The organism is Micromonospora sp. NPDC047557, from assembly GCF_043205095.1.
Classification (GTDB): domain Bacteria; phylum Actinomycetota; class Actinomycetes; order Mycobacteriales; family Micromonosporaceae; genus Micromonospora.
The window spans coordinates 1-26386 of the sequence record NZ_JBIDDK010000001.1; the positions used below are offsets into that span (position 1 = coordinate 1).

Sequence of the window (26386 nt, forward strand, 5' to 3'; positions counted from 1 at the left end):
GGGGGGGGCCGCCCCCCCCCCCCCCCCCCCCCCCCCGCCCCCGCCCCGCGCGGCCCCCCCCCCCCCCCCCCCCCCCCCCCCCACGACCCGGTCGTCATGACCGCTCGCTGTCCAGGAACGCCATCTGCGCCTCGTCGTACCGGCTGCCGGCCACCGCGTCGGCGGGGACCGCGGCCTCGATGGCGGCCAGGTCCGTCTCGGTAAGCGTGACCGCGGCGGCGCCGAGGGCCTCGGTGAGCCGGTCCCGGCGGCGGGCGCCGATCAGGGGTACGACGGTCTCGCCCCGGGCGAGCACCCAGGCGATGGCGATCTGCGCCACGGTGACGCCCCGCGCCTCGGCGATGGCGCGCAGCGCGTCCACGAGGGCGAGGTTGCGGTCCAGGTTCGCGCCGGCGAAGCGCGGCAGGTGGCTGCGGAAGTCGGTGCCGGCGGTCTCCCGCCCCGCCGTCCAGTGGCCGCTGATCAGCCCTCGGGAAAGCACCCCGTACGCGGTGATCCCGACGCCCAGCTCACGCGCCGTCGGCAGGATCTCGGCCTCGGGGGCGCGGGAGATCAGCGAGTACTCGATCTGGAGGTCGCTGATGGGGTGCACGGCGTGCGCACGGCGCAGCGTCTCGGCGCTCACCTCGGACAGGCCGATGTGCCGGACGTGACCCGCCTTGACCAGCTCGGCCAGGGTGCCCACGACCTCCTCCACCGGCACGTCCGGGGCGAGCCGGGCGGGGCGGTAGATGTCGACGTGGTCGGTGCCGAGCCGGCGCAGCGTGTACGCCAGGAAGTTCTTGATCGCGACGGGCCGGACGTCGTTGCCGTTCCAACCGCCGTCGACGTCGCGCAGCGCGCCGAACTTCACGCTGATCACCGCGTTGTCCCGGTTGCGGCCGCGCAGCGCGTCCCGCAGCAGCATCTCGTTGTGGCCCATGCCGTAGAAGTCGCCCGTGTCGAGCAGGGTGATGCCGGCGTCCAGCGCGGCGTGGATGGTGGCGATGCTCTCGGCCTCGTCGGCGGGGCCGTAGAGGTCCGACATGCCCATCAGGCCGAGCCCGAGCGCCGAGACGGTGGGGCCGGAGGTGCCGAGGGTGCGGGTGTCCATGGGGTCTTCCTCTCCTGGGTGACATGCCGACCATACATACTTCGGCTGACAGATTCCGGATTCTGTCACTCGACGGTAGGAGAGGTCACTCACACGGCTCGGAGACGATGGGCTAGTCGCCGTCGACGCGGCGATCGCGCTTGCGCTGCGACTGGCGCTTCTTCTCGGCCAGTCGGCGTTCCTTGGCGCCCCGGGACGGTCTGGTCGCCCGGCGCGGCGGCGGGGGCGGCGCGGCCGCCTCGCGCAACAGCGCGAGCATCCGCTCGCGGGCCGCCTCCCGGTTGGCGAGCTGCGCCCGGTGCTCGCTGGCCGCGATCGTCAGTACGCCGTCCACCAGTCGGTTGGCGAGCCGGGCCAGCGCGCGCGCCCGCAGCGACTCGGGCACGGCCGGAGAGTTGGCCAGGTCGTAGCTCAGCTCGACCCGGGAGTCGGCGGTGTTCACGCCCTGCCCGCCGGGGCCGGACGAGCGGGAGAAACGCTCCCGCAGCTCCCCGGCGGGGACGACCCACCGATCGGTCACCCGCAGTCCGTCGTCCACGCCCCGAGGCTAGCCCGCTGCGGGCCGCCGCGGGTCACCGGCGCGGAGGCTCACTCTGCGTCGTGGACGGGCTCGGCGCCGGGCCGGCGGTCTCGTCGTCCGAGCCGACCGCGGCGTACGCCACGGCGCCGAACAGCAGCAACCCGATCACCGCGGCCTTCAGCACGACCCCGCGGATCAGCACCCACGCGCCGCGGCGAGCGCCGGGCACCGATTTCTTCGCGGTCTGGTAATCGGTCCACCCGCGTCGCGCCCGGGCGTACGCCGACCCCACCGCACATCCGATGACCAGGCCCACCAGCAGGAGGACCGTGAGAAGAGGACGCTCCACCTCCGCCAGTATCCATACCGAGCGTCATATTTCCATGGCCCGATGACGTGTGGCCGGATATCCGACACTGGAGGCAACCCGGCGGGCCGTCCGGGCAGCTCAGCCGCCCTTGCCGATGATCGTGTCGGCGGTCTGCTGCACCTGGTCGATCGGGATGGCGAAGCCGATGCCGATCGACCCGTTGCCGTCGATGGTGGCGATCGCGGTGTTCACCCCGACCACCTCGCCTCGGGCGTTGACCAGCGGCCCACCCGAGTTGCCGGGGTTGATCGACGCGTCGGTCTGCACCGCCCGGTGCCGGTTGTTGCCCAACCGCACCTGACGGTCCAGCGCGCTGACGATGCCCGCGGTGACCGTCCCGGACAGCCCCAGCGGTGAGCCCACCGCCAGCACCGGCTCACCGACCCGGGTGGCGCCCGGCTTGGCCAGCGGCAACGGGGCGAGGCCGGCCGACGGTGGCACCTTCAGCACCGCCAGGTCGCTGCGCGGCTCCCGGCCGATGACCTCGGCCTCGTACCGGCGGCCGTCGGGCAGCTCCACCGTGACCGGCCCGCCACCGGCCTTGGCCAGGATGTGGTCGTTGGTGACCAGGTGCTGCTGGTCGTCGATGGCGAACCCGGAGCCGGTCGCGGACGCGCCGTTCGCGCCGCCGGCGAGCACCGACACCACACCGGGCACGGTCCGCTCGGCGGCGGTGACCAACTCCGCCGGCACCGGTGCGGCGGACGCCGCGGACGGCCCCGCGCCGTCCCGGCTGGCCACCACGCCGCCGGCCAGGGCGCCCGAGACGGCCGACACCGCCACGATCGCCAACGTGGCGAGCAGCCGGCCGGGGCGCCGCCCGCCGGGGTCCCGCCCCGAGCCGGGCGCGTCCCACCACCCGCGCCCGTCCGGGTCGAGCTCCGGCGAGATGAACCAGGGACCGCGCGGTTCGCCCAGTCCGGTCTGCACTGCCATGCGTACTCCTCACGGTCGACATCGGCGCGGTGGATCAGGGCAGTCGGGAGAACCAGCGCATCGAGCCAGCGGCGGCACCCATCGCGAACACCAGTCCGAGGCCGATGAACCGGGCCGAGACGTCCTGGCGTTCGGTGCGGTACCCGACCGAGCTGCCGATGTCGTCGTAGACGGCGCGCAACTCGTCGACGGTGCTGGCCTCGTGGAACATTCCGCCGGTCTCGTCGGCGACGGCCTTGAGGGTCTGCCCGTCGACCGGCACCTGGATCGGCCGTCCGCCCCGGTCCACGAATCCCGACGGCGTGCCGAAGGAGATCGCGTGCACCGGCACCTTCGCCGCGACCGCCTCCGCCGCCGCCTCCATCGGGTCCATCCCCGACGTGTTGGCCCCGTCGGAGAGCAGGATGATCCGGGCCGGCGGTGGCTCCTTGGCGGCCTCGCTGTCCAGGCTCTTGACCGCGCCGAGCGAGGTGTTGATGGCCTCACCGATCGCGGTGCCCTGCACTCCGGTCACGCCCTCGGCGAGGCGACCGATGCCCTCGTCCAGGGCGTCCCGGTCGGTGCCGGGCGGCACCAGAACGGCGGCGCTGCCGGCGAACGCGACAAGCCCCACGTTGAACTCGTCGGGCAGGCCCTCGACGAAACGTCGGGCCGCCTGTTTGGCCGCCGCCAGCCGGTCCGGCTCCACGTCCGTGGCGAGCATGGAGGTGGACACGTCGACGGCCACCATCACGGTGGCGCGTTCCCGGGGGACCCGGACCTCGGCGGTGGGCCGGGCGAAGCCGACCACGAGCAGCGCCAGCATGGCCAGGAACAGCCCGGCCGGGACGTGCCGGCGCCAGGCCGGACGAACGGGTGCCACCCGGTCCAGCAGCCGCAGGTTGGTGAAGCGGACGGCGTACTGGCTGCGTCTGCGCTGCATCACCAGGTACGCGCCGACCAGCGCGAGCACGCCGATCAGCAGCCAGAGCCGCAACGGGGACTCCCAGGTCACGCGGCACCTCCCCGGACGGCTCCGGCCGGCGCGGCGGCCATCCGCCGCTGGGCGTGCACGTGTCGGACGATGTCGGCGCTGAAGTCCCGGTCGGTGCGCAGCGCCAGGTGTGTCGCCGCGCTCCGGCGCAACGCCTGGCGGACCTGGTCACGCTGGGCGGCGGCGGCCGCGGCGTAGCGCTCCCGCAGCCGGCGGTCCGATGTGCACACCTCGCGGCGACGGCCGGTCTCCGGGTCGACAAGCGTGATCAGGCCGACGTCGGGCAGTTCCAGTTCGCGCGGGTCGGTCACCTCGATCGCCAGCACCTGGTGGCGGGCGGACAGCCGACGCAGGGTCCGCTCCCAGGGCGGCGGCTCGTCGGGGTCGTCGGGCAGGCCGTCGAGGAAGTCGGAGACCACCACGACCAGCCCGCGCTGGTTGGCGACCCGGTGCACCGCGTCGAGGCCGTCCGCCAGCTCCGCCGCCGCGACCGGCTGCGGGGTCGCCGGCTGCGACCGGGGCCGGTCGTCGGGCTCGGTCGCGCGCGGCGCGGTCAGCAGCGCGCGGAGCAGACCGAGCAGATGGGTACGCCCGCTGCGGGCGGGAAAGCGTCGTACCCCGTCGGCGCGCAGCACCTGGGCGCCCAAGCGGTTGCCGATGCCGGCGGTCAGGAAACCCACCGCCGCCACGGCGGCCACCGCCAGCTCCCGCTTGTCCAGCTCGGCGGTGCCGAACTCCATGCTGGCGCTGGCGTCGACGAGCAGCCAGGTGGTGAGTTCCCGGTCGGCGTCGACCTGTCGGACGTGCGGCACGGCGGTCCGGGCGGTCACCGCCCAGTCCATCCGGCGCACCTCGTCCTCCCCCGGCCGGTACTCGCGGCTGCCGGCGGGTTCGCTGCCCGGCCCGGGGAGCAGGCCACGGTACTGGCCGTGCAGCAGACCGTTGAGTCGCCGGGTGACGGTCAGTTCCAGTCGGCGCAGCCGCTGGTCGGGGGTCAGCTCGGCCAGGCCCGGGTCGGGCGGCGTGGCCACCGACGTGCGGCCGGCGCGTCTCACGCCGCCGCCAGGTCGGGGGTCTGCTGGGGGTGCCCGGTGGCCACCCGGGGCGGCGGCACCGCCTCCACGAGCCGCCGGACCAGGCTCTCGGCCGAGACCCCGTCGGCCACGGCGTCGAAGGAGAGCACCAGCCGGTGGGAGAGGACGTCCACCGCCAATTCGCGGACGTCCTCGGGCAGCACGTACTCCCGTCCCCGCAGCAGCGCCTGCGCGCGGGCGGCGGCGACCAGGCCGAGCGTCGCCCGTGGGCTGGCGCCGTACGCCAGCAGCGGCGCGAGCTCGGCCAGCCCAAAGCGGCCCGGGTCGCGGGTGGCGAGGATCAGCCGGACCACGTACTCGGCCAGGGCATGGTGGACGAAGACCCGCTCGGCGTGCGTCTGCAGGAGTCGCAGGCGTTGCGGGTCGAGCACCTGACGCGCGCTGGGCCGGTCGGTGCTCATCCGGTAGAGGATGGCCAGTTCGTCGGCGTCGCTGGGATAGTCGACGACCACCTTCATGAGGAACCGGTCGCGCTGCGCCTCGGGGAGCTGGTAGACCCCCTCGGACTCGATCGGGTTCTGGGTGGCCAGCACCAGGAACGGCGTCGGCACCGGCCAGCTGCGCCCGCCGATGGAGACCTGCCGTTCGGCCATCGCCTCCAGCAGGGCCGACTGGACCTTGGCCGGCGCCCGGTTGATCTCGTCGGCGAGCACCAGGTTGGCCATGATCGGGCCCAGCTCGATGTCGAAGGTCTCCTTGGAGGCCCGGTAGATCCGGGTGCCGACGATGTCGGAGGGGACCAGATCCGGGGTGAACTGGATCCGGGAGAAGGTGCCGCCGACCACGGTGGCGAGAGTCTGCGCCGCGAGGGTCTTGGCCACGCCGGGCACGCCCTCCAGAAGGCAGTGCCCGTTGGCGATGAGTGCGGTGAGCAGACGTTCGACGAGCCGATCCTGCCCGACGATCACGCGTTTGACCTCGAAGAGGGTCTGTTCCAGCTCGGCGCCGGTCGGCTCGGGATCGACCGAGGTGGGCAGGCTGGCCAGGGTGTCCGAGATGTCCGTCACGGTGCTTGCTTCCCGGGCCGGGGCCTCGGCAAACGTCGGATTGTGAGCGCCGTACGGGTCCGTTGTGTCCCGAATGAGCAGGAGCCGCCCGGACGGGGAACAACCGGGAGGACCCGGTCGCACGGGCATGACCACCCCGATCCGGCAGGAGCCGGCCGCGGCGGCGGGGGGGTCCGGAGAGGGCCCGGCCGGACACGACGCGGCCCCCGCAGTCACCTGCGGGGGCCGGACGTCAGAATCGGTCAGGCAAGGTGGACGACCAGGTGGAAGCCCAGGTCGGCCGGGGCGCCCGCCGAGTTTCGGGTCTGCACGAAGACCGCGTTCGGCGTGCTGAGCCGGGGCGCGACCGAGATCTCGCCGGACGGCGGGATGCAGCAGGAGTCGGCCCGACCGATGGTGGCCACGTAGATACCTGCCGTGACGACCTGGGCGAACTGGACCTCGTACTGCCCGGTGCCGTACTTGATGACCGTGCCGGTGCCGCGCGCCTTGGTGCCGTTGGCGTTGACGACGACGATGGTGGTGGAAGCGACGAGCGTGGTCGCCTTCGCGTTCAGCGCGGCCTTGGCCTTGCGGGCCGACTCGGCCGTGACCGGCGGCTGGCTGTTCGTGCTGCGCGCCGCCGGCTGGACGGACTCCTGCGGCGTCTTCGCCGACGGCTGGGCGATGGCGATCCCTCCACCAGCCAGGGTGAGCGCCAGGACAGCGAACGTTACCGCTGCCGTCTTACGTCGGAAGGATGTACTCATGACAGGTCCCCCTTGTGTGACCGTGCGAATTCGGCCGACCCGCGGGACGGGACGGATGACTGCCAATAATGGGATCGACGACGACACGAGAACCGGTTGAAGCTCGCTCACCCGCAGTCGGGAAAGTTGATTTCTCGTTGATCTGCATCCGGCCTGAACTGCTCTTACTACTCAGCGTTGCGTCGTTTGAACCAGATGGAAGGTAGCACCGTAAAAAGCTGGAGGTCAATAGGTGATCTCGCTTTGTCGGCCTGTCATCCAACCGTCAGATAATTGTGAAAGATGAACGCGTCACCCATTCACAGAAATTGAGTGGGCCCGCCACGGCTAGGCTGAGCGCCATGATCGTCGACACTCCGCCCGCGCCGGCTCGCCGCCGGGCGCCGATCGGCACGGTGCTCTGCTGGGTGGCCGTCGGGCCTACGGCCGCCTGGGCCGCCGTGCGGCTGGCCGGGCTGGACCGAGGGCCGCTGGTGCAGGCGCTCGCCTTCACCCCGTACGTCGCCGGCTTCAGCGTGCTGGCCCTCGGCCTCACGGTCGCCCTGCGGCGCTGGTGGCCGGCGGCGGTCGCGGCCCTGGCCACGGTGGCGCTGCTCGGCGTGGTGGCGCCCCGGGCGCTGGCCGCGCCACAGCCGGCGGCGACCGGCCCGACGATCCGGCTGCTCACGGCCAACCTGCTCGCCGGGGCCGCCGACACGGGGGCGCTTGTCGAGCTGGTCCGGCAGCACCGGGTCGACGTGCTCACCGTGCAGGAGTTCACTCCGGACGCGCAGGGGAGCCTGGACCGGCTCGGTCTCGACCGGCTGCTGCCCTACCGGCAGCTCAACGCGCACGTCGGCACGCCCGGGTCCGCGCTCTACTCGCGGTGGCCGATCAGCGACGCCGGCATCCGCAACAACCGCGGTGGCTGGGGGTTCACCCAGGCGTACGGCACGCTCGCCGTCCCCGGCGGCCCGCCGGTCCGGGTCGAGTCGGCCCATCCCGCAGCGCCGTCCGCGCTGGACCAGGTCGGCGCCTGGCGTGCCGACCTGGTCGCCCAGCCACCGGCCACCCCCGGCGGTGGCCTGCGGATCCTCGCCGGGGACTTCAACTCCACCCTGGACCACGGGCCGCTGCGCGCACTGCTGCGCACCGGCTACGTCGACGCCGCTGACGCCACCGGCGAGGGCCTGACGGGCACGTGGGGGCCGTACGACGGTGACCTCATCCCCCCGGTCACGATCGACCACGTGCTGGTCGACCGCCGCATCGCCGCCGACAAGGTGACCGTGTTCGACCTGGCCGGCAGCGACCACCGCCCCGTCCTGGCCACCCTCCGCCTGCCCGCGGCCTGACCCCTACCGACCCGTCCCGACGTCCGGGGCACAAGCCGCAGACCGTCGACACACCGTGCAAGATCGCTAAGGTCAGGGAGTTGGCGTCGTGGCGGAGGCGGGGGCCAGGCCGTAGGTGAGGGCGTCGACCAGGGCGTGCCAACTGGCCTCGACGACGTTGGGGTGCACGCCCACCGTCGTCCAGTCGCGGCCGGTGTCGTCGGCGGTCTCCAGGAGCACCCGGGTGACGGCGCCGGTGCCGTGGCTGCCCTCCAGGATGCGCACCTTGTAGTCGGCCAGCTCGAACTCGCGCAGCCGCGGATAGTGCCGCGCCAGCCCCACCCGCAGCGCCTCGTCCAGGGCGTTGACCGGGCCGTTGCCCTCCGCGGTGGCGATCACGCGCTCGCCGCGTACCCGGATCTTCACGGTCGCCTCGGAGACGACCGCGCCGTCCTCCCGGTGCTCGACCAGCACCCGGTACGACTCCAGGGTGAACGGCCGGGCCGGACCGCCCTCGGGCAGCTCGGAGCGGACCAGCAGCTCGAAGGAGGCGTCCGCCGCCTCGAAGGACCAGCCGTCGGCCTCCAGCTCCTTGACTCGCTTGGTGACCCGGGTCAGCGCCTCCGGACGGTCGGTCAGGTCCAGGCCGAGCTCACGGCTCTTGAGCTCGACGCTGGCCCGACCGGCCATCTCGGTCACCAGGATCCGCATGTCGTTGCCCACCACCGACGGGTCCACGTGGTTGTAGAGCAACGGGTCGACCTTGATCGCGCTCGCGTGCAGCCCGGCCTTGTGGGCGAAGGCGGCGGCCCCGGCGTACGCCTGGTGGGTGTCGGGGGCGATGTTGGCGATCTCGGCGATGGCGTGCGAGACCCGCACCATCTGCGCCAGGCAGCCCTCCGGTAGGACGGGCATGCCGAGCTTGAGCTGGAGGTTGGCGACGACCGCGAAGATGTCGGCGTTGCCGGGGCGCTCGCCGTACCCGTTGGCGGTGCCCTGCACGTGGCGGACACCGGCCTCGACGGCGGCGATCGTGTTGGCCACGGCACACGCGGTGTCGTTCTGCGCGTGTATGCCGAACAGCGCGGGGTCGACGCCGAGTCGGCTGGTCAGGTCGACGATCGCGGCGGTCACCTGGGACGGCAGCATGCCGCCGTTGGTGTCACAGAGGACCATCCGCTCGGCGCCCGCGGCGAGCGCGGTCTGCACCACGGCCGCGCCGTACGCCGGGTCGTGGCGGTAGCCGTCGAAGAAGTGCTCGCCGTCGACGAACACCCGGCGCCCCTCGGAGACAAGGTGGCTGACGGTGTCGTGGATCATCGCCAGGTTCTCCGCGCCGGTGGTGCGCAGCGCACGCTCGACGTGGCGGATGTCGGCCTTGGCGACCAGCGCGACGGCCGGGGTCTGCGCGTCCAGCAGAGCACGCACCTGGGGGTCGTCGGCGACCGCGAGGCCGGCCTTGCGGGTGGCGCCGAACGCGACGAGCACCGCGTGTCGCAGGGTCAGTTCGGCGCGCGCCCGGCGGAAGAACTCGGTGTCCTTGGGCACCGCGCCCGGCCAGCCGCCCTCGATGAAGCCGACACCGAACTCGTCGAGCAGCCGCGCCACCGCCAGCTTGTCGACCACCGAGTAGGTGAGCCCCTCGCGCTGGGCGCCATCGCGCAATGTCGTGTCGAAGACCTGGAACGTCATCAGGATCCTTTCTCGGAGCAACAAAAAGACCTCCCGCGGATGCGGGAGGTCTGCGCGCTCGGCGGAGGGAGAGCCGGCGCGCTAGGTCGCAATAATCAGGGCGGTGCTGGTCACGCTCGCCACTCTGCCACTCGGCCCCGTTCTTGGGAGAAACTATCCACATCGCGGGACGGCACGGTCGGTGTGGCGACGCCTGACCCGCCGGACGATGACACCTCGCCCACCAGGAGGCCCCGTGCTCACCGTGTCGCTCGACGCCGACACCCCGCCCGCCGAGGCCGAGGGCTGAGCCGTGGGACTGGACACCATCCGGGCGGCCCTGCCCGCGTACGCCACGGACATCGCCCGCAACCTCGACGCCACCATCGGCGCCTCGACGCTGACCCCGGCGCAGACCTGGGGCACGGCCCTGGCCTGTGCGGTGGCCGCCCGCAATCCGCTGGTACTGCGCGAGATCGCTGCCGAGGCGCTCGACCACCTCGGGCCGGACGGCGTCGAGGCGGCCAAGGGCGCGGCGGCAGTCATGGCGATGACCAACATCTACTACCGGGCCACCCACCTCGTCGGCGACTCCGAGTACGCCTCGATGCCGGCCCGGCTCCGCATGCAGATCATCGCCCGTCCGGGCGTGGACAAGAGCGACTTCAAGCTGTGGTGCCTCGGCGTTTCGGCGATCCACGGCTGCGAGATCTGCCTCCAGACGCAGGAGAAGGCGCTGCGTCGCCGTGGCGTCACCCGCGAACAGGTGCACGAGGCGCTGCGGATCTCCGCCGTCGTGCACGCGGCGGCGGTCACGCTGGACGCCGAGGCAGCTCTGGCCTGACGCCCGCCCCCGGGCCCGCCACCACGGCGATGGCGCGATCGACGCACCCCGACGGGCCGCGCCACCGACGCTCGGTCCGCCCGTACGGGCCCGCCGAAACCCCGGCACGCCAGCCGGGCGCCGTTTCCGGACCCCGACCGCCGGGTAGCTCCTGCGAAGACGCACCCAGCGACGCCGAGACGATCGGCGACAGTCAGGAGTGAACGGCATGGACAGGATCGACCCGCACGCCGCCCACGCCGGGCCCGACCCGCTGCACGGCGGTGATCAGGGCGCCGTTGCCGGCGGCGCACCGACCGGCACCTTCGACCCCTGGCGCTACCGGGACGCGGCCGGAGTCGCCGACGCCGACCTGGTCGGCTACAAGGTCGAGGCCACCGACGGCGGAGTCGGCAAGATCGACAGCGCCAGTCACGAGGTCGGCGGCAGCTACCTGGTCGTGGACACCGGGCCGTGGATCTTCGGCAAGAAGGTGATGCTGCCCGCCGGCACCGTCAACCAGGTCGACCACGACCAGCGCACCGTCTCCGTCGACCGCACCCGGGACCAGATCAAGGCCGCCCCGGAGTACGACGAGACCAGCCACAGCGACCCGACGTACCGGGACCAGCTGGGCGGTTACTACGACGAGACGTACGGCGCGCTCCCGCCGGGCACCGCGCGCTGACCGATCGGACCCGACGGCCGGTGGGGCGAAAAGCCCACCGGCCGTTACCGTGTGACCGTGGACGCCACCGAGGACACACGACACATCCCGCTGCCCGCCACCTTCAACTTCCGCGACGTCGGTGGCTACCCCGGCCACGACGGCCGCACCGTGCGCCGGGGTCGTCTCTACCGCTCCGACTCCCTGCACCGCCTCGACGAGCAGGACCGGGACGCGTTCGCCGCGATCGGCATCCGCACGGTCATCGACCTGCGCCGCCCCACCGAGGTGGAGCGCGACGGTCGGGTGCCGGCGTACCAGGGGCTGACCTACCGGCACATCCACCCGGAGCACGAGGACTGGTCGGGTACGCCGCACGAGAAGGGCACCGACCTGGCCCGCTACCTCGCCGACCGGTACGCCGACCTGGCCCAGACCGGCACCGCAGGGCTGGCCGAGGCGATCGGACTGATCGCGGATTCCGCGAATGCCCCGGTCGTGGTGCACTGCGTGGCCGGCAAGGACCGCACCGGCATCGTCTGCGCCCTCACCCTCGCCGTCCTGGGCGTCGACGACGCCGACATCACCGCCGACTACGCGCTGAGCAGCGAGGCGTCGGCACGGTTCAGCGCCTGGCTGGCCGCCACGATGCCGAACGCGGCGGAGGTGCCCGCGCCGTTCCTGGCGTCACCCGCCGAGGCCATGCAGATGTTCCTCGACGAGCTGCGCGAGGGGCACGGCTCGATCGAGGCGTACCTGCGCCACGCCGGGGTGACCGACGAGCAGCTCGCGGCCCTGCGCGACCATCTGCTCGACGAGGTCTAGCGGGCCGCGCTGACCGGCCCGTGGGAACGGGCCGGTCAGCGCCGGACGTCAGAAGACCTGGTGCACCCAGCCGTGCGGATCGGCGGCCTTGCCCCGTTGGATGTCGACCAGTTGCTGGCGCAGCGACATGGTGACCCGGCCGGGCTCGCCGCCCCCGATCAGGAACTCGCCGTCGGGGAAGCGCACCTGACCGATCGGGGTGATCACCGCGGCGGTGCCGCAGGCGAAGACCTCGCGGAGCCGGCCGCTGGCCGCGTCGGCCTGCCAGTCGGCGAACGTGACCGGCCGCTCCTGCACCCGGTGCCCGGCCTTGCCGGCCAGCGTCATGATCGCGTCCCGGGTGATGCCCGGCAGGATCGTGCCGGTCAGCGGCGGGGTGACCACCGAGTCGTCGTCGTAGACGAAGAAGACGTTCATGCCGCCCAGCTCGTCGACGAAGCGGCGCTCCACCGCGTCGAGGAAGACCACCTGGTCGCAGCCGGCGTCGATGGCTTCGGCCTGGGCGGCGAGGGACGCGGCGTAGTTGCCGCCGCACTTGGCCGCGCCGGTGCCACCGGGCGCCGCCCGGGTGTAGTCCGGAGAGACCCAGACCGTGACCGGCTTGACCCCGCCGCTGAAGTACGCACCGACCGGCGAGGCGATCACCATGTAGAGGTATTCGTTGGCCGGGCGGACGCCGAGGAAGACCTCACTGGCGAACATGAACGGCCGCAGGTAGAGGCTGCCGTCCTCGCCGGTCGGGATCCACTCCCGGTCGATCTCGATGAGCTTGTGCAGCGAGTCGACGAACACCTCGGGCGGCAGCGCCGGCATCGCCATCCGCTGCGCCGACTCGACGAACCGGGCGGCGTTGGCGTCCGGCCGGAACATCGTCACGCCACCGTCCGCGGTCCGGTACGCCTTCAACCCCTCGAAGATCTCCTGCGCGTAGTGCAGCACCGCGCTGGCCGGGTCCATCGGGATCGGCCCACGCGCCTCCACGCGGGCGTCGTACCAGCCCTTGCCGTCGGCGTACCGCACGGTGACCATGTGGTCGGTGAAGACGCGGCCGAAACCCGGGTTGGCCAGCAGGGCGGCCCGGTCGGCGGCGGATACCGGCGCGGGATTCGGACGGATCTCGAAGTCGAGCTTGTCACCACCGCTCATCGCGCTGACCTCCCTGGGGGAACAACGGCATGCGGGATCGCACACCGACATGCTTGTGCCAGAAACCTACCCCGAACGGTCGTTCAGCGGGTAGGGCCGCTCGGGACCGGGTGGACTGCCCGGACAGGCGGATGCCGCCGGTGACCCTGGCGGGTCGGAGCGGTCAGGCTACGGCGTGGGTGGCGAGCCGGTCGCCGACCTCGGCGGTGCGCAGCGCCGCGCCCGGGGTACGGCCGGCGAGCTCGGTGGCGACCGCCGCGTTGACCCGGGCCGCCGCCTCGGCATGCCCGAGCTGTTCCAGCAGCAGCGCGACGGAGAGCACCGCGGCCACCGGGTCGGCGACGCCCTGCCCGGCGATGTCCGGCGCCGAGCCGTGCACCGGCTCGAACATCGAGGGGTACGCGCCCTCGGGGTTGATGCACCCGCTGGCGGCCAACCCGATCCCGCCGGTGACCGCGGCGGCGATGTCGGTGAGGATGTCGCCGAACAGGTTGTCGGTGACCACCACGTCGTAGCGCTGCGGCTGGGTCACCAGGAACATCGCGGCCGCGTCGACGTGCTGGTATTCCGTCGTGACGTCCGGGTGCTCGGCGGCGACCGCCTCGAAGGCGCGCGCCCACAGCGACCCGGCGTGGGTCAGCACGTTGGTCTTGTGCACCAGGGTGACCTTGCGCCGCTCCCGGCGGTCGGCGCGGGCGAACGCGTCACGGATGACCCGCTCGACGCCGTGTCGGGTGTTGAGGCTCTCCTCGGTGGCGACCTCGGCGGGCGTGTCGCGATGCAGGGAGCCGCCGGCGCCGGCGTAGAGCCCCTCGGTGCCCTCGCGCACCACCACCAGGTCGACCTCGCCGGGCTTCACGTTGCCGAGCGGACCGGCGACGCCGGGCCAGAGCCGCGACGGGCGCAGGTTGACGTACTGGTCGAAGGCGAACCGGAGCTTGAGCAGCAGGCCGCGTTCCAGGACACCCGGCGGAACCGTGGGGTCACCCACCGCGCCGAGCAGGATCGCGTCGTGCCCGGCCAACTCGGTCAGCACGGAGTCGGGCAGCACCTCGCCGGTACGATGCCAGCGGGCCGCGCCGAGGTCGTACTCGGTGGCCTGCACGCCGGGGAGCACCGCGTCGAGGACCTTCCGAGCCTGCGCGACCACCTCGGGCCCGATGCCGTCCCCGGCCACCACCGCGATCCGCGCCACGCCCGTACTCCCCACGCTCGACTGCCCCGTCTCGGCAACGGTACGTCGGTGTCCCGCAACCCGGTACGATGCTTCCAACATTTGGGACAGCCGAATGCACAGCACCCTCTCAGCTGGGATTCATGGGGCGATCATCTGCGCTGCCTAGGGTGGGGGCAGCGGGTCAGGGGGCCCGCGAACGGTGGTCGTGACGACGCGACGTCAACTGCGAGGGGGCAGGTGCCATGCGCATCGACGAGCAGCCGCGGACCCGCTGGCCGGACCCTTCGGCGTTCCGGAACCGCCGGCCGGACCTGCGGCTCGGCAGCCGCCGGCACCGGATCGACCCGACCGCCGCCACCGATGGCCGGATCGCCGTGCAGCACACCGTACGCACCGCGACCGCCGAATACACCCTGCTGCTGAACGCCCCCGAGTGGCTCGGCCGTCGGGGCGTCGGCGAGGCACTGCGGGACAGCGTCGCCGAGCTGCGCGCCGTCGACCTGACCTACGGCCCCAACCGCCCGGAGAGCCTGGTCTCCATGCTGCGGCGGGGAGAGATCAACCCGGAGTCGTACCCCCCGCTGGCCGACCTGGTGGACCGCTGCACGGCCATGCGGGCCGCCACCGACGGCTGGTTCGACGCCTGGGCCGTGCCCGGCGGCTTCGACCCGGGCGGCCTGCTGGGCGGCTGGGCCGTGGAACGTGCCGCCGCCCGGCTGCGCGCCGCGGGCATCCACGACTACGCCGTACTCGCCGGCGCCGACCTGGTGGTCCGCGGCCGGGCGCCGCACGGCGGGCCGTGGCGGGTGGCGGTGCACCACCCGACGGCACCCGAACGCGCGCCACTGGTGCTGGAGATGACCGCCGGGGCCGTCGGCACCTCGGGGGTGACCGGGCGTCAGGGGCATGTGGTCGACCCGCACACCGGCGAGCCGGCCAACCAGCTCGTCGCCGCGACGGTCGTCGGCCCGGACCTGACGGTCGCCGACGCGTACGCCACCGCGCTCTACGCCGCCGGGCCCACCGGCCTGGCCTGGTTCCGGGGCGGCTCCGACTATCGCGCGCTCTTCGCCCACCGGCGCTGAACCCGTCGCACGGAACTCCGGCCATGACCCGCGCTCGGGCGGGCCGGGGATCGCGGCCGCACCTCGACCGCCCGGACGGTCGGCTGGTCGGGCCGCTGCGATCGGCCCCCACGGCCTCGGCAACGGCCGTGGGGGCCGATCAGCGACGAGTGCGCGTGGCTCGCACAATCGAGGGGTGCGGACCGGTCGGGCCGGACGTCGGCCGCGCCACCCGAAGACGGGCCGGCGTCGCGACCTGCGGCCAGTAACCGCAGTCGTACGCTAGCGAATCGACGCAACTCGACGCAAGAGTCTCCACAGCGGACTCTCCCGACCGGAAAGCGGCGGGTCGGCGATTGGCCTGCGGCGAGGCAGTTTCGACATGGTGAACGACGGATGGCACGCTGTCCGCCGTGAGTTTCGATCTGAGTGTGTGGGCCCTGGAGGACGGGGCGACGCCCGAGGACGTGCGGGCAGCGGTCGACGGTTGCCGGCAGGGGCGGCACGTGGACCGTTACCCGGACCCGCGCGTTGTCGGCTTCTACCGGGCGATCACCGCGTCCTATCCGGACCGGCACCCCGGTCCGGACAGCCCGTGGGCCGTGGCGCCGCTGCACGCCGCCCACGACCACGTCGAGCTGAACCTGCACCCGACCTGCGCGGACCAGGTGCTGCTGGACATCGAGCGACTGGCCGGGGAGCACGGGCTGATGCTCTTCGACCCGCAGGACGGCTCGGTCTACCCGCCCCCGGCCCGGCTGCCCCACTAACCCGGGGTACGACAGAGGGGCCCGGCGCGTCGCCGGGCCCCCCGTGGTGCTGCCGTCTGTGCCGCCACGGCCGGTCGTGCGCGGCCGGTGGCGTGACCGCCGACTACTCGTCGCGCAGGTCCGCCGCGCTGGCGGCGGTCGCGCCGATCGAGTCGGCCGCCGAGGTGAGCAGGTCAGCGCCGAGCGCCTGGTCGACGGTGAGCGTCATCAGCGTCTCGCCGCCCGCCTCGCGGCGGGCCACCTGCATCGCGGCGATGTTGATGCCCGACTCGCCGAGCAGGGTGCCGACGGTGCCGACAACGCCCGGCCGGTCGGCGTAGCGCAGGAAGAGCAGGATGCCCTCCGCGGCGATCTCCACGTCGAAACCGTCCACCTCGGTCAGCCGGGGGACGTCGCGGGCGCCCGAGTGGGTGACCGTACCGGAGACGCTTACCGTCCGGCCGTCCGGCAGAGCGCCGCGCACCGTCACGAGGGTGGGCTGGTCGGCCGTCTCGGCCTGGCTGTCCAGCGTGACCTCGACGCCGCGCTCGGCGGCCAGGTGCGGGGCGTTGACGTAGGTGACCTGCTCCTCGACCACGGAGCTGAACAGGCCCTTCGTCGCGGCGAGCTTGAGCACCGACACGTCGTGGCTGACGATCTCGCCGCGCACCTCGACGGCGACGCTGGCGGCGACCCCACCGGCGACGGCGGTGAACGCGCGGCCCAGCTTCTCGGCCAGCGGAAGCAGCGGCCGGACGTCCTCGGCGACCACGCCGCCGGCCTGGACGTTGACCGCGTCCGGGACGAACTCGCCCTGCAGCGCCAGCTTCACGCTCTTGGCCACCGCGAGGCCCGCCTTGTCCTGCGCCTCGTGCGTCGAGGCGCCCAGGTGCGGGGTGGCCACCACGTTGTCGAAGGCGAACAGCGGCGAGGAGGTGCAGGGCTCCTTGGAGTACACGTCCACGCCGGCGCCGGCGACCCGGCCCTCGGCGATGGCGTTCGCGAGCGCCTGCTCGTCCACCAGGCCACCGCGGGCGGCATTCACGATGCGGACGCCGGGCTTGACGATCGCCAGCTCCTTCTCACCGATCAGGCCCACCGTCTCCGGCGTCTTGGGCAGGTGGATGGAGATGAAGTCGCTCTCGCGCAGCAGCTCGTCCAACCCGACCAGGCGGACGCCGAGCTGCGCCGCGCGGGCCGGCTGGATGTACGGGTCGTACGCGATCAGCCGGGTGCCGAAGGCGGCGATACGCTGCGCGAAGAGCACCCCGATACGACCGAGCCCGACCACGCCGACGGTCTTGCCCTGCACCTCGACACCGGTGTACTTCGACCGCTTCCACTCCCCCGCCTTGAGCGCGGAGCTGGCGCTCGCGGTGTTGCGGGCCACGGCGAGCAGCAGTGCGACGGCCTGCTCAGCGGCGGAGACGATGTTGGAGGTGGGCGCGTTGACGACCATGACGCCCCGGGCGGTGGCGGCCGGCACCTCGACGTTGTCCAGCCCGACGCCGGCCCGGGCGACCACCTTGAGTCGCGGCGCGGCAGCGATCGCCTCGGCGTCGATCTGGGTCGCGCTGCGCACGATGACGGCGTCGGCCTCGGAGAGCGCCGAGAGCAGGGCCGGACGGTCGGTGCCGTCGACGTGACGGACGTCGAAGTCGTGGGCGAGCACCTCGATGGCGGCGGGGGCGAGTTCTTCGGCGATCAGTACGACTGGATTCATCGGTCCTCGTAGAGGTCGTGTTTGCGATCGGCCCGGGCGGCGGGGCGCCGCACTGCGCCCCACGCTGATCCGTGCCGTGGCCGTCAGGTGCCGGCTCAGCGCACCTACCCGCGATCGTAGGGGCCGCGCTGGCCGGCGTGTTCGGGTCTTCAGGGTGAGTGCCCTCACACGCGCGGTCGAGCGATGGACATCACCCGTTCACCACAGCGAAACCGCCGTCGCGCGCCCGTGCGCGCGGGTCGGGCTCACCACTGCGGTGAGCGACATACCTCAGAGGTATGAATATGACTCCCAGGTATACGGCTCACCGGCGACACTCCCATCCGAGGAAGTGCCGAGGCCGCTACCGGCGTAGGCGCATTGCCGACGGCCCCGGGTCGCGCTGGGGAGAGCGCGGCCCGGGGCCGTCGGAGACTGTCGTCCGGCCGAGCGATCAGGCGGTCTCGGTGATCGGGCGGTCGACCCAGCTCATCATGCCGCGCAGCTTCTTGCCGGTCTCCTCGATCGGGTGCGCCGCACCCTCGGCCTGCCACTTGGTGAAGTTCGGCCGGCCGGCCTCGTCCTCGGCGACCCACTCGCGAGCGAACTCGCCGGACTGGATCTCGCCGAGGATCTTGCGCATCTCGTCCTTGACCCGGGAGTCGATGATGCGCGGGCCACGGGACAGGTCGCCGTACTCGGCGGTGTCGGAGATGCTGTACCGCATCTTCGCGATGCCGCCCTCGTACATGAGGTCGACGATCAGCTTCAGCTCGTGCAGGCACTCGAAGTAGGCCACCTCGGGGGCGTAACCCGCCTCGGTGAGCACCTCGAAGCCGGTCTGCACCAGGGCCGCCGCACCGCCGCAGAGCACCGCCTGCTCGCCGAAGAGGTCGGTCTCGGTCTCCTCGGTGAAGGTGGTCTTGATCGCGCCGGCCCGGGTGCCACCGATCCCCTTGGCGTACGCGAGGGCGAGCGCGAGCGCGTTGCCGCTGGCGTCCTGCTCGACGGCGACGAGGCAGGGCACGCCCTTGCCGTCGGCGTACTGGCGGCGGACCAGGTGACCCGGGCCCTTGGGCGCGACCATCGCCACGTCCACCTCGGCCGGGGGCTTGATCAGGCCGTACCGGATGTTGAAGCCGTGACCGAAGAAGAGCGCCTTGCCCGGGGCGAGGTGCGGCTCGATCGACTCGGCGTAGAGCTTGCGCTGGGCGGTGTCCGGCGCCAGCACCATGATCACGTCGGCCTCGGCGGCGGCCTGCGCCGGCGTGAGCACCCGCAGGCCCTGCTCCTCGGCCTTGGGACGGCTCTTCGAGCCCTCCGGCAGACCGATCACCACGTCGACGCCCGAGTCCCGCAGCGACAGCGCGTGGGCGTGACCCTGGCTGCCGTAGCCGATCACCGCGACCTTCCTGGCCTGGATCAGGCCGAGGTCGGCATCATCGTCGTAGTACACCTCAACGCTCATGAGAAACTTCCCTTTCGTACGACGGCCTGAGTGGCCCGTCGTGGTCTGTGCGGACGGGTCAGGCGGCGCGCAGCGCGGGGCCGGCGGTGATCGAACGCGAGCCGCGCCCGATGGCCACCAGCCCGGACTGGACCATTTCCTTGATGCCGAAGGACTCGAGGTCGCGCAGCAGCGCGTCGAGCTTGTCCGGTGTGCCGGTGGCCTCGATGGTCAGCGTGTCCGGTGCGACGTCGACCACCCGGGCACGGAACAGGTTGACCGTCTCCAGCACCTGCGACCGCGCGGCCCGGTCGGCGCGAACCTTCACCAGCAGCAGCTCGCGGGCAACCGAGACCTGCGGATCCAGCTCAACGATCTTGAGCACGTTGACCAGCTTGTTCAGCTGCTTGGTGACCTGCTCCAGCGGGGACGACTCCGCGTTGACCACGATGGTGATCCGGGAGACGTCCGGGTTCTCGGTCTCGCCGACGGCGAGGCTGTCGATGTTGAACCCGCGCCGGGAGAACAGGCCGGAGACCCGGGCGAGCACGCCGGGCTTGTTCTCCACCAGCACGGACAGCGTGTGCATCGTCATCAGATGTCATCCTCGTCGAAGACCGGGCGGACGCCACGGGCGAACATGATCTCGTCGTTGCTGGTGCCGGCGGCGACCATCGGCCAGACCATCGCGTCCTTGCCGACCACGAAGTCGATCACCACGGGCGCGTCGTTGATCTCCATGGCGGCGGCGATGGTCTTGTCCACGTCCGCCGCGCTCTCGCACCGCAGCCCGACGCAGCCCAGGGCCTCGGCGAGCTTGACGAAGTCCGGAATGCGGTGCTTGTGGGTGCCGAGCTCGGTGTTGGAGTAGCGCTCGTTGTAGAAGAGCGTCTGCCACTGTCGGACCATGCCGAGATTGCCGTTGTTGATGACGGCGATCTTGACCGGGATGCCCTCCAACGCGCAGGTGGCCAACTCCTGGTTGGTCATCTGGAAGCAGCCGTCCCCGTCCACCGCCCAGACCACCGTGTCCGGCTTGCCGACCTTGGCGCCCATCGCCGCCGGAACCGCGTAGCCCATCGTGCCGAGGCCGCCGGAATTCAACCAGGTGTACGGCTTCTCGTAGGAGATGAACTGCGACGCCCACATCTGGTGCTGGCCCACCCCGGCCACGAAGATCGCGTCCGAGCCGACGATCTCGCCCAGCCGCTTGATCACGTACTGCGGGGACAGGGTCCCGTCGACCGGCTCGTCGTAGCCCAGCGGGTAACGGTTGCGCAGGTCGTCCAGCTGCGTCCACCAGTCACCGAGGTCGGCGGTGTGCCCCGCCGACCGCTCGGCGGTGACCGCGGCGATCAGCTCGTCGATGACGTGCTTGGCGTCGCCGACGATCGGCACGTCCACGTGCCGGTTCTTGCCGATCTCGGCGGGGTCGATGTCCGCGTGCACCACTGCCGCGTCCGGGGCGAACGAGTCCAGTTTGCCGGTGACCCGGTCGTCGAAGCGTGCGCCCAGCGCGACGATCAGATCCGCCTTCTGGAGGCCGTAGACCGCAGCGACCGTGCCGTGCATGCCGGGCATCCCCAGGTGCTGCTGATGCGAGTCGGGGAACGCGCCGAGCGCCATCAGCGTGGTGACCACCGGGATGCCGGTCAGCTCGGCCAGCCGGCGCAGCCCGTCGGTGGCACCGGCCTTGAGCACCCCGCCGCCGACGTAGAGCACCGGGCGCCGGGCCGCGGCCATCAACCGCGCCGCCTCCCGGATCTGCTTACCGTGCGGGTGCAGGGTGGGCCGGTAGCCGGGCAGGTCCAGGGTGGGCGGCCAGGAGAAGGTGGTCGACGCCTGGAGCACGTCCTTGGGGATGTCGACAAGCACCGGGCCGGGCCGGCCGGTGCTGGCCAGGTGGAACGCCTCGGCCAGCACCTGCGGGATCTCCTCGGCGGTCTGCACGAGGAAGTTGTGCTTGGTGATCGGCAGCGTGATGCCCTGGATGTCCGCCTCCTGGAAGGCGTCGGTGCCGATCGACGGGCGGGCCACCTGGCCGGTGATCGCCACCATCGCCACCGAGTCCATGTACGCGTCGGCGATCGGCGTGACCAGGTTGGTCGCACCCGGGCCGGAGGTCGCGATGCAGACACCGACCTTGCCGGTGGCCTGCGCGTACCCGGTCGCCGCATGCCCGGCGCCCTGCTCGTGGCGGACCAGGATGTGCCGGACGGTGGAGTCGTAGAGCGGGTCGTACGCCGGCAGGATCGCGCCGCCCGGGATGCCGAAGACGACGTCGACGCCGAGCGCCTCCAGGGACCGCACCAGCGAGCCGGCGCCGGAGACCTGGGCCGGGGCGGCTGTCCGTACGGCCGGGACAGCCGGGGTGGCCGCGGCGCGCGCGGCGGCGGGGTCGACGGTGCCGGCCGGGTCGGCGGTCGCGCGGGCCCGCCGGGCGGTGTGGGCGAGGGTCTCGGGCGTGGGTCTCGTCATGGTGGTTCTGGCCTTCGGCTGGAGTGGCTGGGGCTTGTTCAGCGATGCGAGGCGGGCCTGGGCCCGTCGCGACAGGTTCCGACGGCAATAAAAACGGCCCTCGTGCAGATGCACGGGGCCAGCGCACTCTCGATGAGGGAGAGTGCGCTCAGGTAAGTACTCGCAGCGACCGGTACGACGACATGCGGCTAAGCCTGACGCATCTCACGCGATGAGTCAACTGATCCCACATGTTGGTTGACGGAGGGCGGCGAGTCGACCGCCGCCGCGCCATCGCCAGACGGCATGACCTGCCCGGACCCGCCGGCAACCCGGCGCGGAGCGGGCAGCGGGGCGGGCCGCGCACCCGGCGAAGTTGCCGCCTCCAGCATCGCCTCCAGGTGCTCGGCCGGCACTCCCCAGCCGAACAGCGCGCCCTGCCCGAACCGGCAGCCCGCGGCGACCACCGCGGCCAACTCGGTAGGCGTGGTGACCCCCTCGGCGATGACCTCCAGGCCCAACTGGTGGCCCAGCCGCATCACGATGTCGACCATGGGCGCGAACGCCGGGCCGTCCTGGCCCACCGGGCGGACCGGCTCGTGCTCGGCGACCAGGCTGTGGTCGATCTTCAGAATGTCGATCGGCAGGCGGCGCAGCTGCCCCAGGGACGAGTAGCCGGCGCCGAAGTCGTCCAGCGCGATCCGTACGCCGGTCAGCCGCAGCGCGGTCAGCCGCCGGATCAGCTCGTCCAGGTCGGTGGCGACCGCGTGCTCGGTGACCTCCAGCACCAGCCGCTGCGGCGGCACGTGGTGGGCGCGCAGGGCTTCGGCGACCTGGACGACGTACTCCGGGGCGTGCAGCTCGCGCGGCGAGACGTTCACCGAGACCCAGACGTCGTGCCCGTCGGTCAGCCAACGGGAGAGCTGGTAGCAGGCCTGGTGCAGCACCCACGCGCCGAGAGTGGCGATCATCCCGCACTCCTCGGCGAGCGGGATGAACTCGTCCGGGCGGATGTTGCCCAGCTCGGGGTGGTGCCAGCGCAGCAGCGCCTCGGCGCCGACCGGCCGCACCGACGGCAGCGACGCCACCGGCTGGAAGGCCAGCCGCAGCTCGTCGCGCTCGATCGCGCCCCGCAGCTCGTGCTCCAGCGTGGTGCGGCGGCGCAGCAACTGGTCGTACGCGGCGTCGTAGCGCTCGATCCGGTTCTTGCCGCGCTGCTTGGCGTAGCGCAGCGCCAGGTCGGCGTGGCGCAGCAGCAGCTCCACGTCGGGTTCGCCGGCCCACCCGGCAACGCCGATGCTCACGGACAGGAAGACCGGGCCTTCCGGCTGGTCGTACGGCCGGTTGAGCACGCCGAGCAGCCGCTCGGCCACCCGGTCCGCCTCGGTCGGTCGGGCCGGCATGAGCACGGCGAACTCGTCGCCGCCGAGCCGGGCCGCCACGTCACCCGGGCGCAGGTTGCCGCGCAGCCGGCGGCCCACCTCGGCCAACACGGCGTCGCCCACGTCGTGGCCCCGCATGTCGTTGACGTTCTTGAAGCCGTCCAGATCCAGACCGAGCAGCACGCACGGGGTGCCGGCCGCCGCGCCGTCGTGCAGCGCCCGCAGCAGCCCTCGCCGGTTGGCCAGCGACGTCAGCGGGTCGGTGTGCGCCAGCTCACGGAAGTGCGCCTCCCGCTCAGCCAGTCGGCCGGCGTAGTCCCGGACGTCCTTGAGGGTGAGGTACTGCCGGGCCACCAGGGCGAAGCCCTCGACGCTGCCGGCGACGATGCCGGGCGCCGTGAACCGCCCGTCCTGCAGGAGGTGGTACATCGCCGAGGCCGCCATGGCCAGCATCGGGGCGATGGCGTACTCGCCGTCGCGACCGATCAGGTCCAGCTCGACGTGCCCGGGCCGGTCGGCCTGGTGGACGGCGAGAGCGACGGTCAGCAGACCGGCGGCCAGCACCGCCGCGCCGGCGAGTGCCATGGTCGGCCCCGCCTGGCAGAGCCCGGCGCTCAGGCCCAGCCCGCCGCAGCTCACCGCGCTGATCCCGGCCGCGAGCACGGCCAGCCGCTGACGCGGGGCGGCGGCCCGGAAGACGACGATCACGGCGAGGCCGGCGCCGAGCGCCGCGCTCACCGTCGCCACCAGGATCGCCGGACAGGCCATCGGCGTGGCGGCGCCGAGCAGCCGGGTCGGCTCGGAGAAGAGCACCCAGCCGACGAACCACAGCGCCGCCGCCATGGTCAGACCGTCCAGGGCGAGCCGGGCGGTCCCCGCGGCGGTGGCGGCGACCCCCGGCAGCCGGAGCAGCCCGGCCGCGAAGGCCAGCCCGCTCACCGCCGTACCGATCGCCGCCACGGTGGCCCAGCCGGTGCGCTGGCTCTGCTCGTGGGCCCAGTGCTCGTTGGTGGAGAGCACGGCCACCAGACCGACCAACAGGCTGGCCAGGGACGTCCCGGCGGCTGCCGCGAGCAGCAGGTGCGCCGGCCGGCGCGGCCCGCTACGCCGCCGCGCGACCATGATCAGCAGCACCGTGGCCGCGGCTGCGACCACGCCGCTCAGCGCCGCGACGGCGACCATGCCCGGGGGGAGATGCACGCCATCAAGAGTGCCGGATGAGTGCACGCCGTGGGAGACCGGATGTGCATCTGTTGGGACACGGCGGATACTCCGGATGCCCGACGCGGCGGCGGTGTCATGCTGGTACACATGCCTGAGCTGCGATCGAGGACTTCCACACACGGTCGGACGATGGCCGGCGCCCGGGCCCTCTGGCGGGCCACCGGGATGACCGACGACGATTTCGGAAAGCCGATCGTCGCCATCGCCAACAGTTTCACCCAGTTCGTGCCCGGCCACGTCCACCTGAAGGACATGGGCGGTCTGGTCGCCGACGCGGTGGCCGAGGCCGGCGGCGTCGGGCGGGAGTTCAACACGATCGCGGTCGACGACGGCATCGCGATGGGCCACGGCGGCATGCTCTACTCCCTGCCCAGTCGCGAGTTGATCGCCGACGCGGTGGAGTACATGGTCAACGCGCACTGCGCGGACGCCCTGGTCTGCATCTCGAACTGCGACAAGATCACCCCGGGCATGCTGCTGGCCGCGCTGCGCCTCAACATCCCGACCGTCTTCGTCTCCGGCGGCCCGATGGAGGCCGGCAAGACGACGGCGATCGAGGGCGTCGTGCACAGCAAGATCGACCTGATCGACGCGATGATCGCCTCCTCGAACGAGGCGGTGACCGACGAGCAACTCGGCGAGATCGAGCGCTCCGCCTGCCCCACCTGCGGCTCCTGCTCCGGGATGTTCACCGCCAACTCGATGAACTGCCTCACCGAGGCGATCGGGCTCGCCCTGCCCGGCAACGGCTCGACGCTGGCCACCCACGCCGCGCGCCGGTCGCTCTTCGTCGAGGCCGGCCGCACCGTCGTGGACATCGCCAAGCGGTGGTACGACGGCGACGACGACTCGGTGCTCCCCCGTACGGTCGCCTCCAAGGCCGCCTTCGAGAACGCGGTCGCCCTGGACGTGGCGATGGGCGGCTCCACCAACACCGTGCTGCACCTGCTCGCCGCCGCCCGCGAGGCGGAGCTGGACTTCGGTGTCGCCGACATCGACGCCATCTCCCGGCGGGTTCCGTGCCTGGCCAAGGTCGCCCCGAACTCGCCGAAGTACCACATGGAGGACGTGCACCGGGCCGGTGGCATCCCGGCGATCCTCGGCGAGCTGGACCGGGCCGGGCAGCTCAACCGGAACGTGCACGCCGTGCACTCCCCTTCGCTGGCGCAGTGGCTCTCCGACTGGGACGTGCGCGGCGGCTCGCCGACGCCGACGGCGGTCGAGCTGTTCCACGCCGCACCCGGCGGGGTGCGGACCGTCGAGCCCTTCTCCACCACCAACCGCTGGTCGACGCTGGACACCGACGCGACCGAGGGCTGCATCCGCGACCGTGAGCACGCGTACTCCGCCGACGGCGGCCTCGCCATCCTGCACGGCAACCTGGCCCCGGACGGCTGCGTCGTGAAGACCGCCGGCGTTCCGGACGACTGTCTGACCTTCCGCGGCCCGGCGAAGGTGTACGAGTCGCAGGACGACGCCGTCACCGCGATCCTCGCCAAGGAGGTCGTCGCCGGCGACGTCGTGGTGATCCGGTACGAGGGGCCAAAGGGTGGCCCCGGCATGCAGGAGATGCTCTACCCCACCTCGTTCCTCAAGGGACGTGGGCTGGGCCGCTCCTGTGCGCTGCTCACCGACGGCCGATTCTCCGGCGGCACCTCCGGGCTCTCCATCGGGCACGCCTCCCCCGAGGCCGCCTCCGGAGGGCTGATCGCCCTGGTTCGCGAGGGCGACGAGATCGTCATCGACATCCCCGGCCGGTCGATCTCGCTCAACGTGGCCGAGGACGAGCTGGAGGCGCGACGGGTGGCCGAGGAGAAGCGCGACAAGCCGTACACCCCGACAAACCGGCAGCGGCCGGTGTCGGCGGCGCTGCGCGCGTACGCCTCGATGGCCACCTCGGCCAGCGACGGCGCCTACCGCCGCGTCCCCGAGTGAGCATCGCGGACATAGACGCTCGTCTATACTAGCGATGCTCCGGGCACCGTCGCCCGGTCCTT

General features: G+C 72.4%; 23 protein-coding genes. 7 read left to right on the plus strand and 16 right to left on the minus strand.

Annotation, left to right across the window (positions count from 1 at the left end; all coding sequences use genetic code 11):
* Positions 1–94 precede the first annotated feature (94 nt).
* The 8 genes from ACGGAQ_RS00005 to ACGGAQ_RS00040 form a co-directional block, all read right to left on the minus strand.
* Positions 95–1093 (minus strand): aldo/keto reductase, encoded by a 999-nt coding sequence (locus ACGGAQ_RS00005; RefSeq protein ID WP_393043128.1) that lies wholly within the window; start codon positions 1091–1093, stop codon positions 95–97.
* A gap of 112 nt (positions 1094–1205) precedes the next feature.
* The gene (gene arfB / locus ACGGAQ_RS00010) at positions 1206–1631 is read right to left on the minus strand and encodes an alternative ribosome rescue aminoacyl-tRNA hydrolase ArfB (RefSeq protein WP_355232974.1); all 426 of its coding nucleotides are present in this window, start codon (positions 1629–1631) and stop codon (positions 1206–1208) included.
* Positions 1632–1665: 34 nt separating this feature from the next.
* On the minus strand, positions 1666–1962 hold the full coding sequence (locus ACGGAQ_RS00015; RefSeq protein WP_393043129.1) for a hypothetical protein: 297 nt from the start codon (positions 1960–1962) through the stop codon (positions 1666–1668).
* A gap of 99 nt (positions 1963–2061) precedes the next feature.
* Positions 2062–2919 carry a S1C family serine protease gene (locus tag ACGGAQ_RS00020; RefSeq protein WP_393043131.1) on the minus strand — a complete coding sequence of 286 codons (858 nt, stop codon included), beginning with the start codon at positions 2917–2919 and terminating at the stop codon, positions 2062–2064.
* Between the two features lie 34 nt (positions 2920–2953).
* Positions 2954–3913, minus strand: coding sequence for a VWA domain-containing protein (locus ACGGAQ_RS00025; RefSeq protein WP_354858724.1), 960 nt, complete (start codon positions 3911–3913; stop codon positions 2954–2956).
* Positions 3910–4947: a DUF58 domain-containing protein gene (locus ACGGAQ_RS00030; protein WP_393043133.1), complete on the minus strand. Its 1038-nt coding sequence runs from the start codon at positions 4945–4947 to the stop codon at positions 3910–3912. The genes ACGGAQ_RS00025 and ACGGAQ_RS00030 overlap by 4 nt, the downstream gene beginning before the upstream one ends.
* Positions 4944–5993 carry an AAA family ATPase gene (locus ACGGAQ_RS00035; RefSeq protein WP_393043135.1) on the minus strand — a complete coding sequence of 350 codons (1050 nt, stop codon included), beginning with the start codon at positions 5991–5993 and terminating at the stop codon, positions 4944–4946. The genes ACGGAQ_RS00030 and ACGGAQ_RS00035 overlap by 4 nt, the downstream gene beginning before the upstream one ends.
* A 242-nt stretch (positions 5994–6235) precedes the next feature.
* Complete coding sequence (locus ACGGAQ_RS00040; protein ID WP_393043137.1) at positions 6236–6742, minus strand: hypothetical protein; 507 nt, start codon at positions 6740–6742, stop codon at positions 6236–6238.
* Positions 6743–7083: 341 nt separating this feature from the next.
* On the opposite strand from ACGGAQ_RS00040, the gene ACGGAQ_RS00045 reads away from it, so the two are divergent.
* Positions 7084–8076 (plus strand): endonuclease/exonuclease/phosphatase family protein, encoded by a 993-nt coding sequence (locus ACGGAQ_RS00045; RefSeq protein WP_393043138.1) that lies wholly within the window; start codon positions 7084–7086, stop codon positions 8074–8076.
* 72 nt (positions 8077–8148) lie between these two features.
* On the opposite strand, the gene cimA is transcribed toward ACGGAQ_RS00045, so the two are convergent.
* On the minus strand, positions 8149–9747 hold the full coding sequence (gene cimA / locus ACGGAQ_RS00050) for a citramalate synthase (RefSeq protein WP_393043140.1): 1599 nt from the start codon (positions 9745–9747) through the stop codon (positions 8149–8151).
* Between the two features lie 292 nt (positions 9748–10039).
* Between cimA and ACGGAQ_RS00055 the strand changes: the two genes are divergently transcribed.
* The 3 genes from ACGGAQ_RS00055 (at position 10040) to ACGGAQ_RS00065 (ending at position 12041) form a co-directional block, all read left to right on the plus strand.
* Positions 10040–10570 (plus strand): carboxymuconolactone decarboxylase family protein, encoded by a 531-nt coding sequence (locus ACGGAQ_RS00055; RefSeq protein WP_393043142.1) that lies wholly within the window; start codon positions 10040–10042, stop codon positions 10568–10570.
* 208 nt (positions 10571–10778) lie between these two features.
* Positions 10779–11237, plus strand: coding sequence for a PRC-barrel domain containing protein (locus tag ACGGAQ_RS00060; RefSeq protein WP_234581286.1), 459 nt, complete (start codon positions 10779–10781; stop codon positions 11235–11237).
* A gap of 57 nt (positions 11238–11294) precedes the next feature.
* On the plus strand, positions 11295–12041 hold the full coding sequence (locus tag ACGGAQ_RS00065) for a tyrosine-protein phosphatase (RefSeq protein ID WP_393043144.1): 747 nt from the start codon (positions 11295–11297) through the stop codon (positions 12039–12041).
* 48 nt (positions 12042–12089) lie between these two features.
* On the opposite strand, the gene ACGGAQ_RS00070 is transcribed toward ACGGAQ_RS00065, so the two are convergent.
* On the minus strand, positions 12090–13187 hold the full coding sequence (locus ACGGAQ_RS00070; RefSeq protein ID WP_393043146.1) for a branched-chain amino acid aminotransferase: 1098 nt from the start codon (positions 13185–13187) through the stop codon (positions 12090–12092).
* Between the two features lie 163 nt (positions 13188–13350).
* Positions 13351–14382 carry a 3-isopropylmalate dehydrogenase gene (locus ACGGAQ_RS00075; protein ID WP_393043148.1) on the minus strand — a complete coding sequence of 344 codons (1032 nt, stop codon included), beginning with the start codon at positions 14380–14382 and terminating at the stop codon, positions 13351–13353.
* Between the two features lie 224 nt (positions 14383–14606).
* Between ACGGAQ_RS00075 and ACGGAQ_RS00080 the strand changes: the two genes are divergently transcribed.
* Together ACGGAQ_RS00080 and ACGGAQ_RS00085 are read left to right on the plus strand one after the other, a co-directional pair.
* Entirely contained in the window at positions 14607–15449 is an 843-nt protein-coding gene (locus ACGGAQ_RS00080) for an FAD:protein FMN transferase (protein ID WP_355067006.1), read from the plus strand.
* 392 nt (positions 15450–15841) lie between these two features.
* Entirely contained in the window at positions 15842–16198 is a 357-nt protein-coding gene (locus ACGGAQ_RS00085; RefSeq protein ID WP_234581292.1) for a hypothetical protein, read from the plus strand.
* Positions 16199–16301: 103 nt separating this feature from the next.
* Here ACGGAQ_RS00085 and serA read toward each other — a convergent pair whose 3' ends face one another.
* From serA to ACGGAQ_RS00110, 5 genes are all read right to left on the minus strand, one after another.
* Positions 16302–17900: a phosphoglycerate dehydrogenase gene (gene serA / locus ACGGAQ_RS00090; RefSeq protein WP_393043150.1), complete on the minus strand. Its 1599-nt coding sequence runs from the start codon at positions 17898–17900 to the stop codon at positions 16302–16304.
* 433 nt (positions 17901–18333) lie between these two features.
* Positions 18334–19347, minus strand: coding sequence for a ketol-acid reductoisomerase (gene ilvC / locus ACGGAQ_RS00095; RefSeq protein WP_393043152.1), 1014 nt, complete (start codon positions 19345–19347; stop codon positions 18334–18336).
* 58 nt (positions 19348–19405) lie between these two features.
* On the minus strand, positions 19406–19921 hold the full coding sequence (gene ilvN, locus ACGGAQ_RS00100; protein ID WP_030337232.1) for an acetolactate synthase small subunit: 516 nt from the start codon (positions 19919–19921) through the stop codon (positions 19406–19408).
* Positions 19921–21804 (minus strand): acetolactate synthase large subunit, encoded by a 1884-nt coding sequence (locus tag ACGGAQ_RS00105; RefSeq protein ID WP_393043154.1) that lies wholly within the window; start codon positions 21802–21804, stop codon positions 19921–19923. Before ACGGAQ_RS00105 ends, ilvN begins: the two co-directional genes overlap by 1 nt.
* Before the next feature lie 188 nt (positions 21805–21992).
* Complete coding sequence (locus tag ACGGAQ_RS00110; protein ID WP_393045583.1) at positions 21993–24347, minus strand: putative bifunctional diguanylate cyclase/phosphodiesterase; 2355 nt, start codon at positions 24345–24347, stop codon at positions 21993–21995.
* A gap of 129 nt (positions 24348–24476) precedes the next feature.
* On the opposite strand from ACGGAQ_RS00110, the gene ilvD reads away from it, so the two are divergent.
* Entirely contained in the window at positions 24477–26324 is a 1848-nt protein-coding gene (ilvD, locus tag ACGGAQ_RS00115) for a dihydroxy-acid dehydratase (protein ID WP_355133294.1), read from the plus strand.
* Positions 26325–26386 lie beyond the last annotated feature (62 nt).

Coding starts and splice junctions, on each gene's coding strand:
- ACGGAQ_RS00005 (WP_393043128.1), bottom strand. CDS start 1,093: ATGGACACCCGCACCCTCGGCACCTCCGGCCCCACCGTCTCGGCGCTC.
- ilvN (WP_030337232.1), bottom strand. CDS start 19,921: ATGACGATGCACACGCTGTCCGTGCTGGTGGAGAACAAGCCCGGCGTG.
- ACGGAQ_RS00105 (WP_393043154.1), bottom strand. CDS start 21,804: ATGACGAGACCCACGCCCGAGACCCTCGCCCACACCGCCCGGCGGGCC.
- ACGGAQ_RS00040 (WP_393043137.1), bottom strand. CDS start 6,742: ATGAGTACATCCTTCCGACGTAAGACGGCAGCGGTAACGTTCGCTGTC.
- serA (WP_393043150.1), bottom strand. CDS start 17,900: ATGAATCCAGTCGTACTGATCGCCGAAGAACTCGCCCCCGCCGCCATC.
- ilvC (WP_393043152.1), bottom strand. CDS start 19,347: ATGAGCGTTGAGGTGTACTACGACGATGATGCCGACCTCGGCCTGATC.
- ACGGAQ_RS00045 (WP_393043138.1), top strand. CDS start 7,084: ATGATCGTCGACACTCCGCCCGCGCCGGCTCGCCGCCGGGCGCCGATC.
- ACGGAQ_RS00080 (WP_355067006.1), top strand. CDS start 14,607: ATGCGCATCGACGAGCAGCCGCGGACCCGCTGGCCGGACCCTTCGGCG.
- ACGGAQ_RS00110 (WP_393045583.1), bottom strand. CDS start 24,347: ATGGTCGCCGTCGCGGCGCTGAGCGGCGTGGTCGCAGCCGCGGCCACG.
- ACGGAQ_RS00020 (WP_393043131.1), bottom strand. CDS start 2,919: ATGGCAGTGCAGACCGGACTGGGCGAACCGCGCGGTCCCTGGTTCATC.
- ACGGAQ_RS00060 (WP_234581286.1), top strand. CDS start 10,779: ATGGACAGGATCGACCCGCACGCCGCCCACGCCGGGCCCGACCCGCTG.
- cimA (WP_393043140.1), bottom strand. CDS start 9,747: ATGACGTTCCAGGTCTTCGACACGACATTGCGCGATGGCGCCCAGCGC.
- ACGGAQ_RS00070 (WP_393043146.1), bottom strand. CDS start 13,187: ATGAGCGGTGGTGACAAGCTCGACTTCGAGATCCGTCCGAATCCCGCG.
- ilvD (WP_355133294.1), top strand. CDS start 24,477: ATGCCTGAGCTGCGATCGAGGACTTCCACACACGGTCGGACGATGGCC.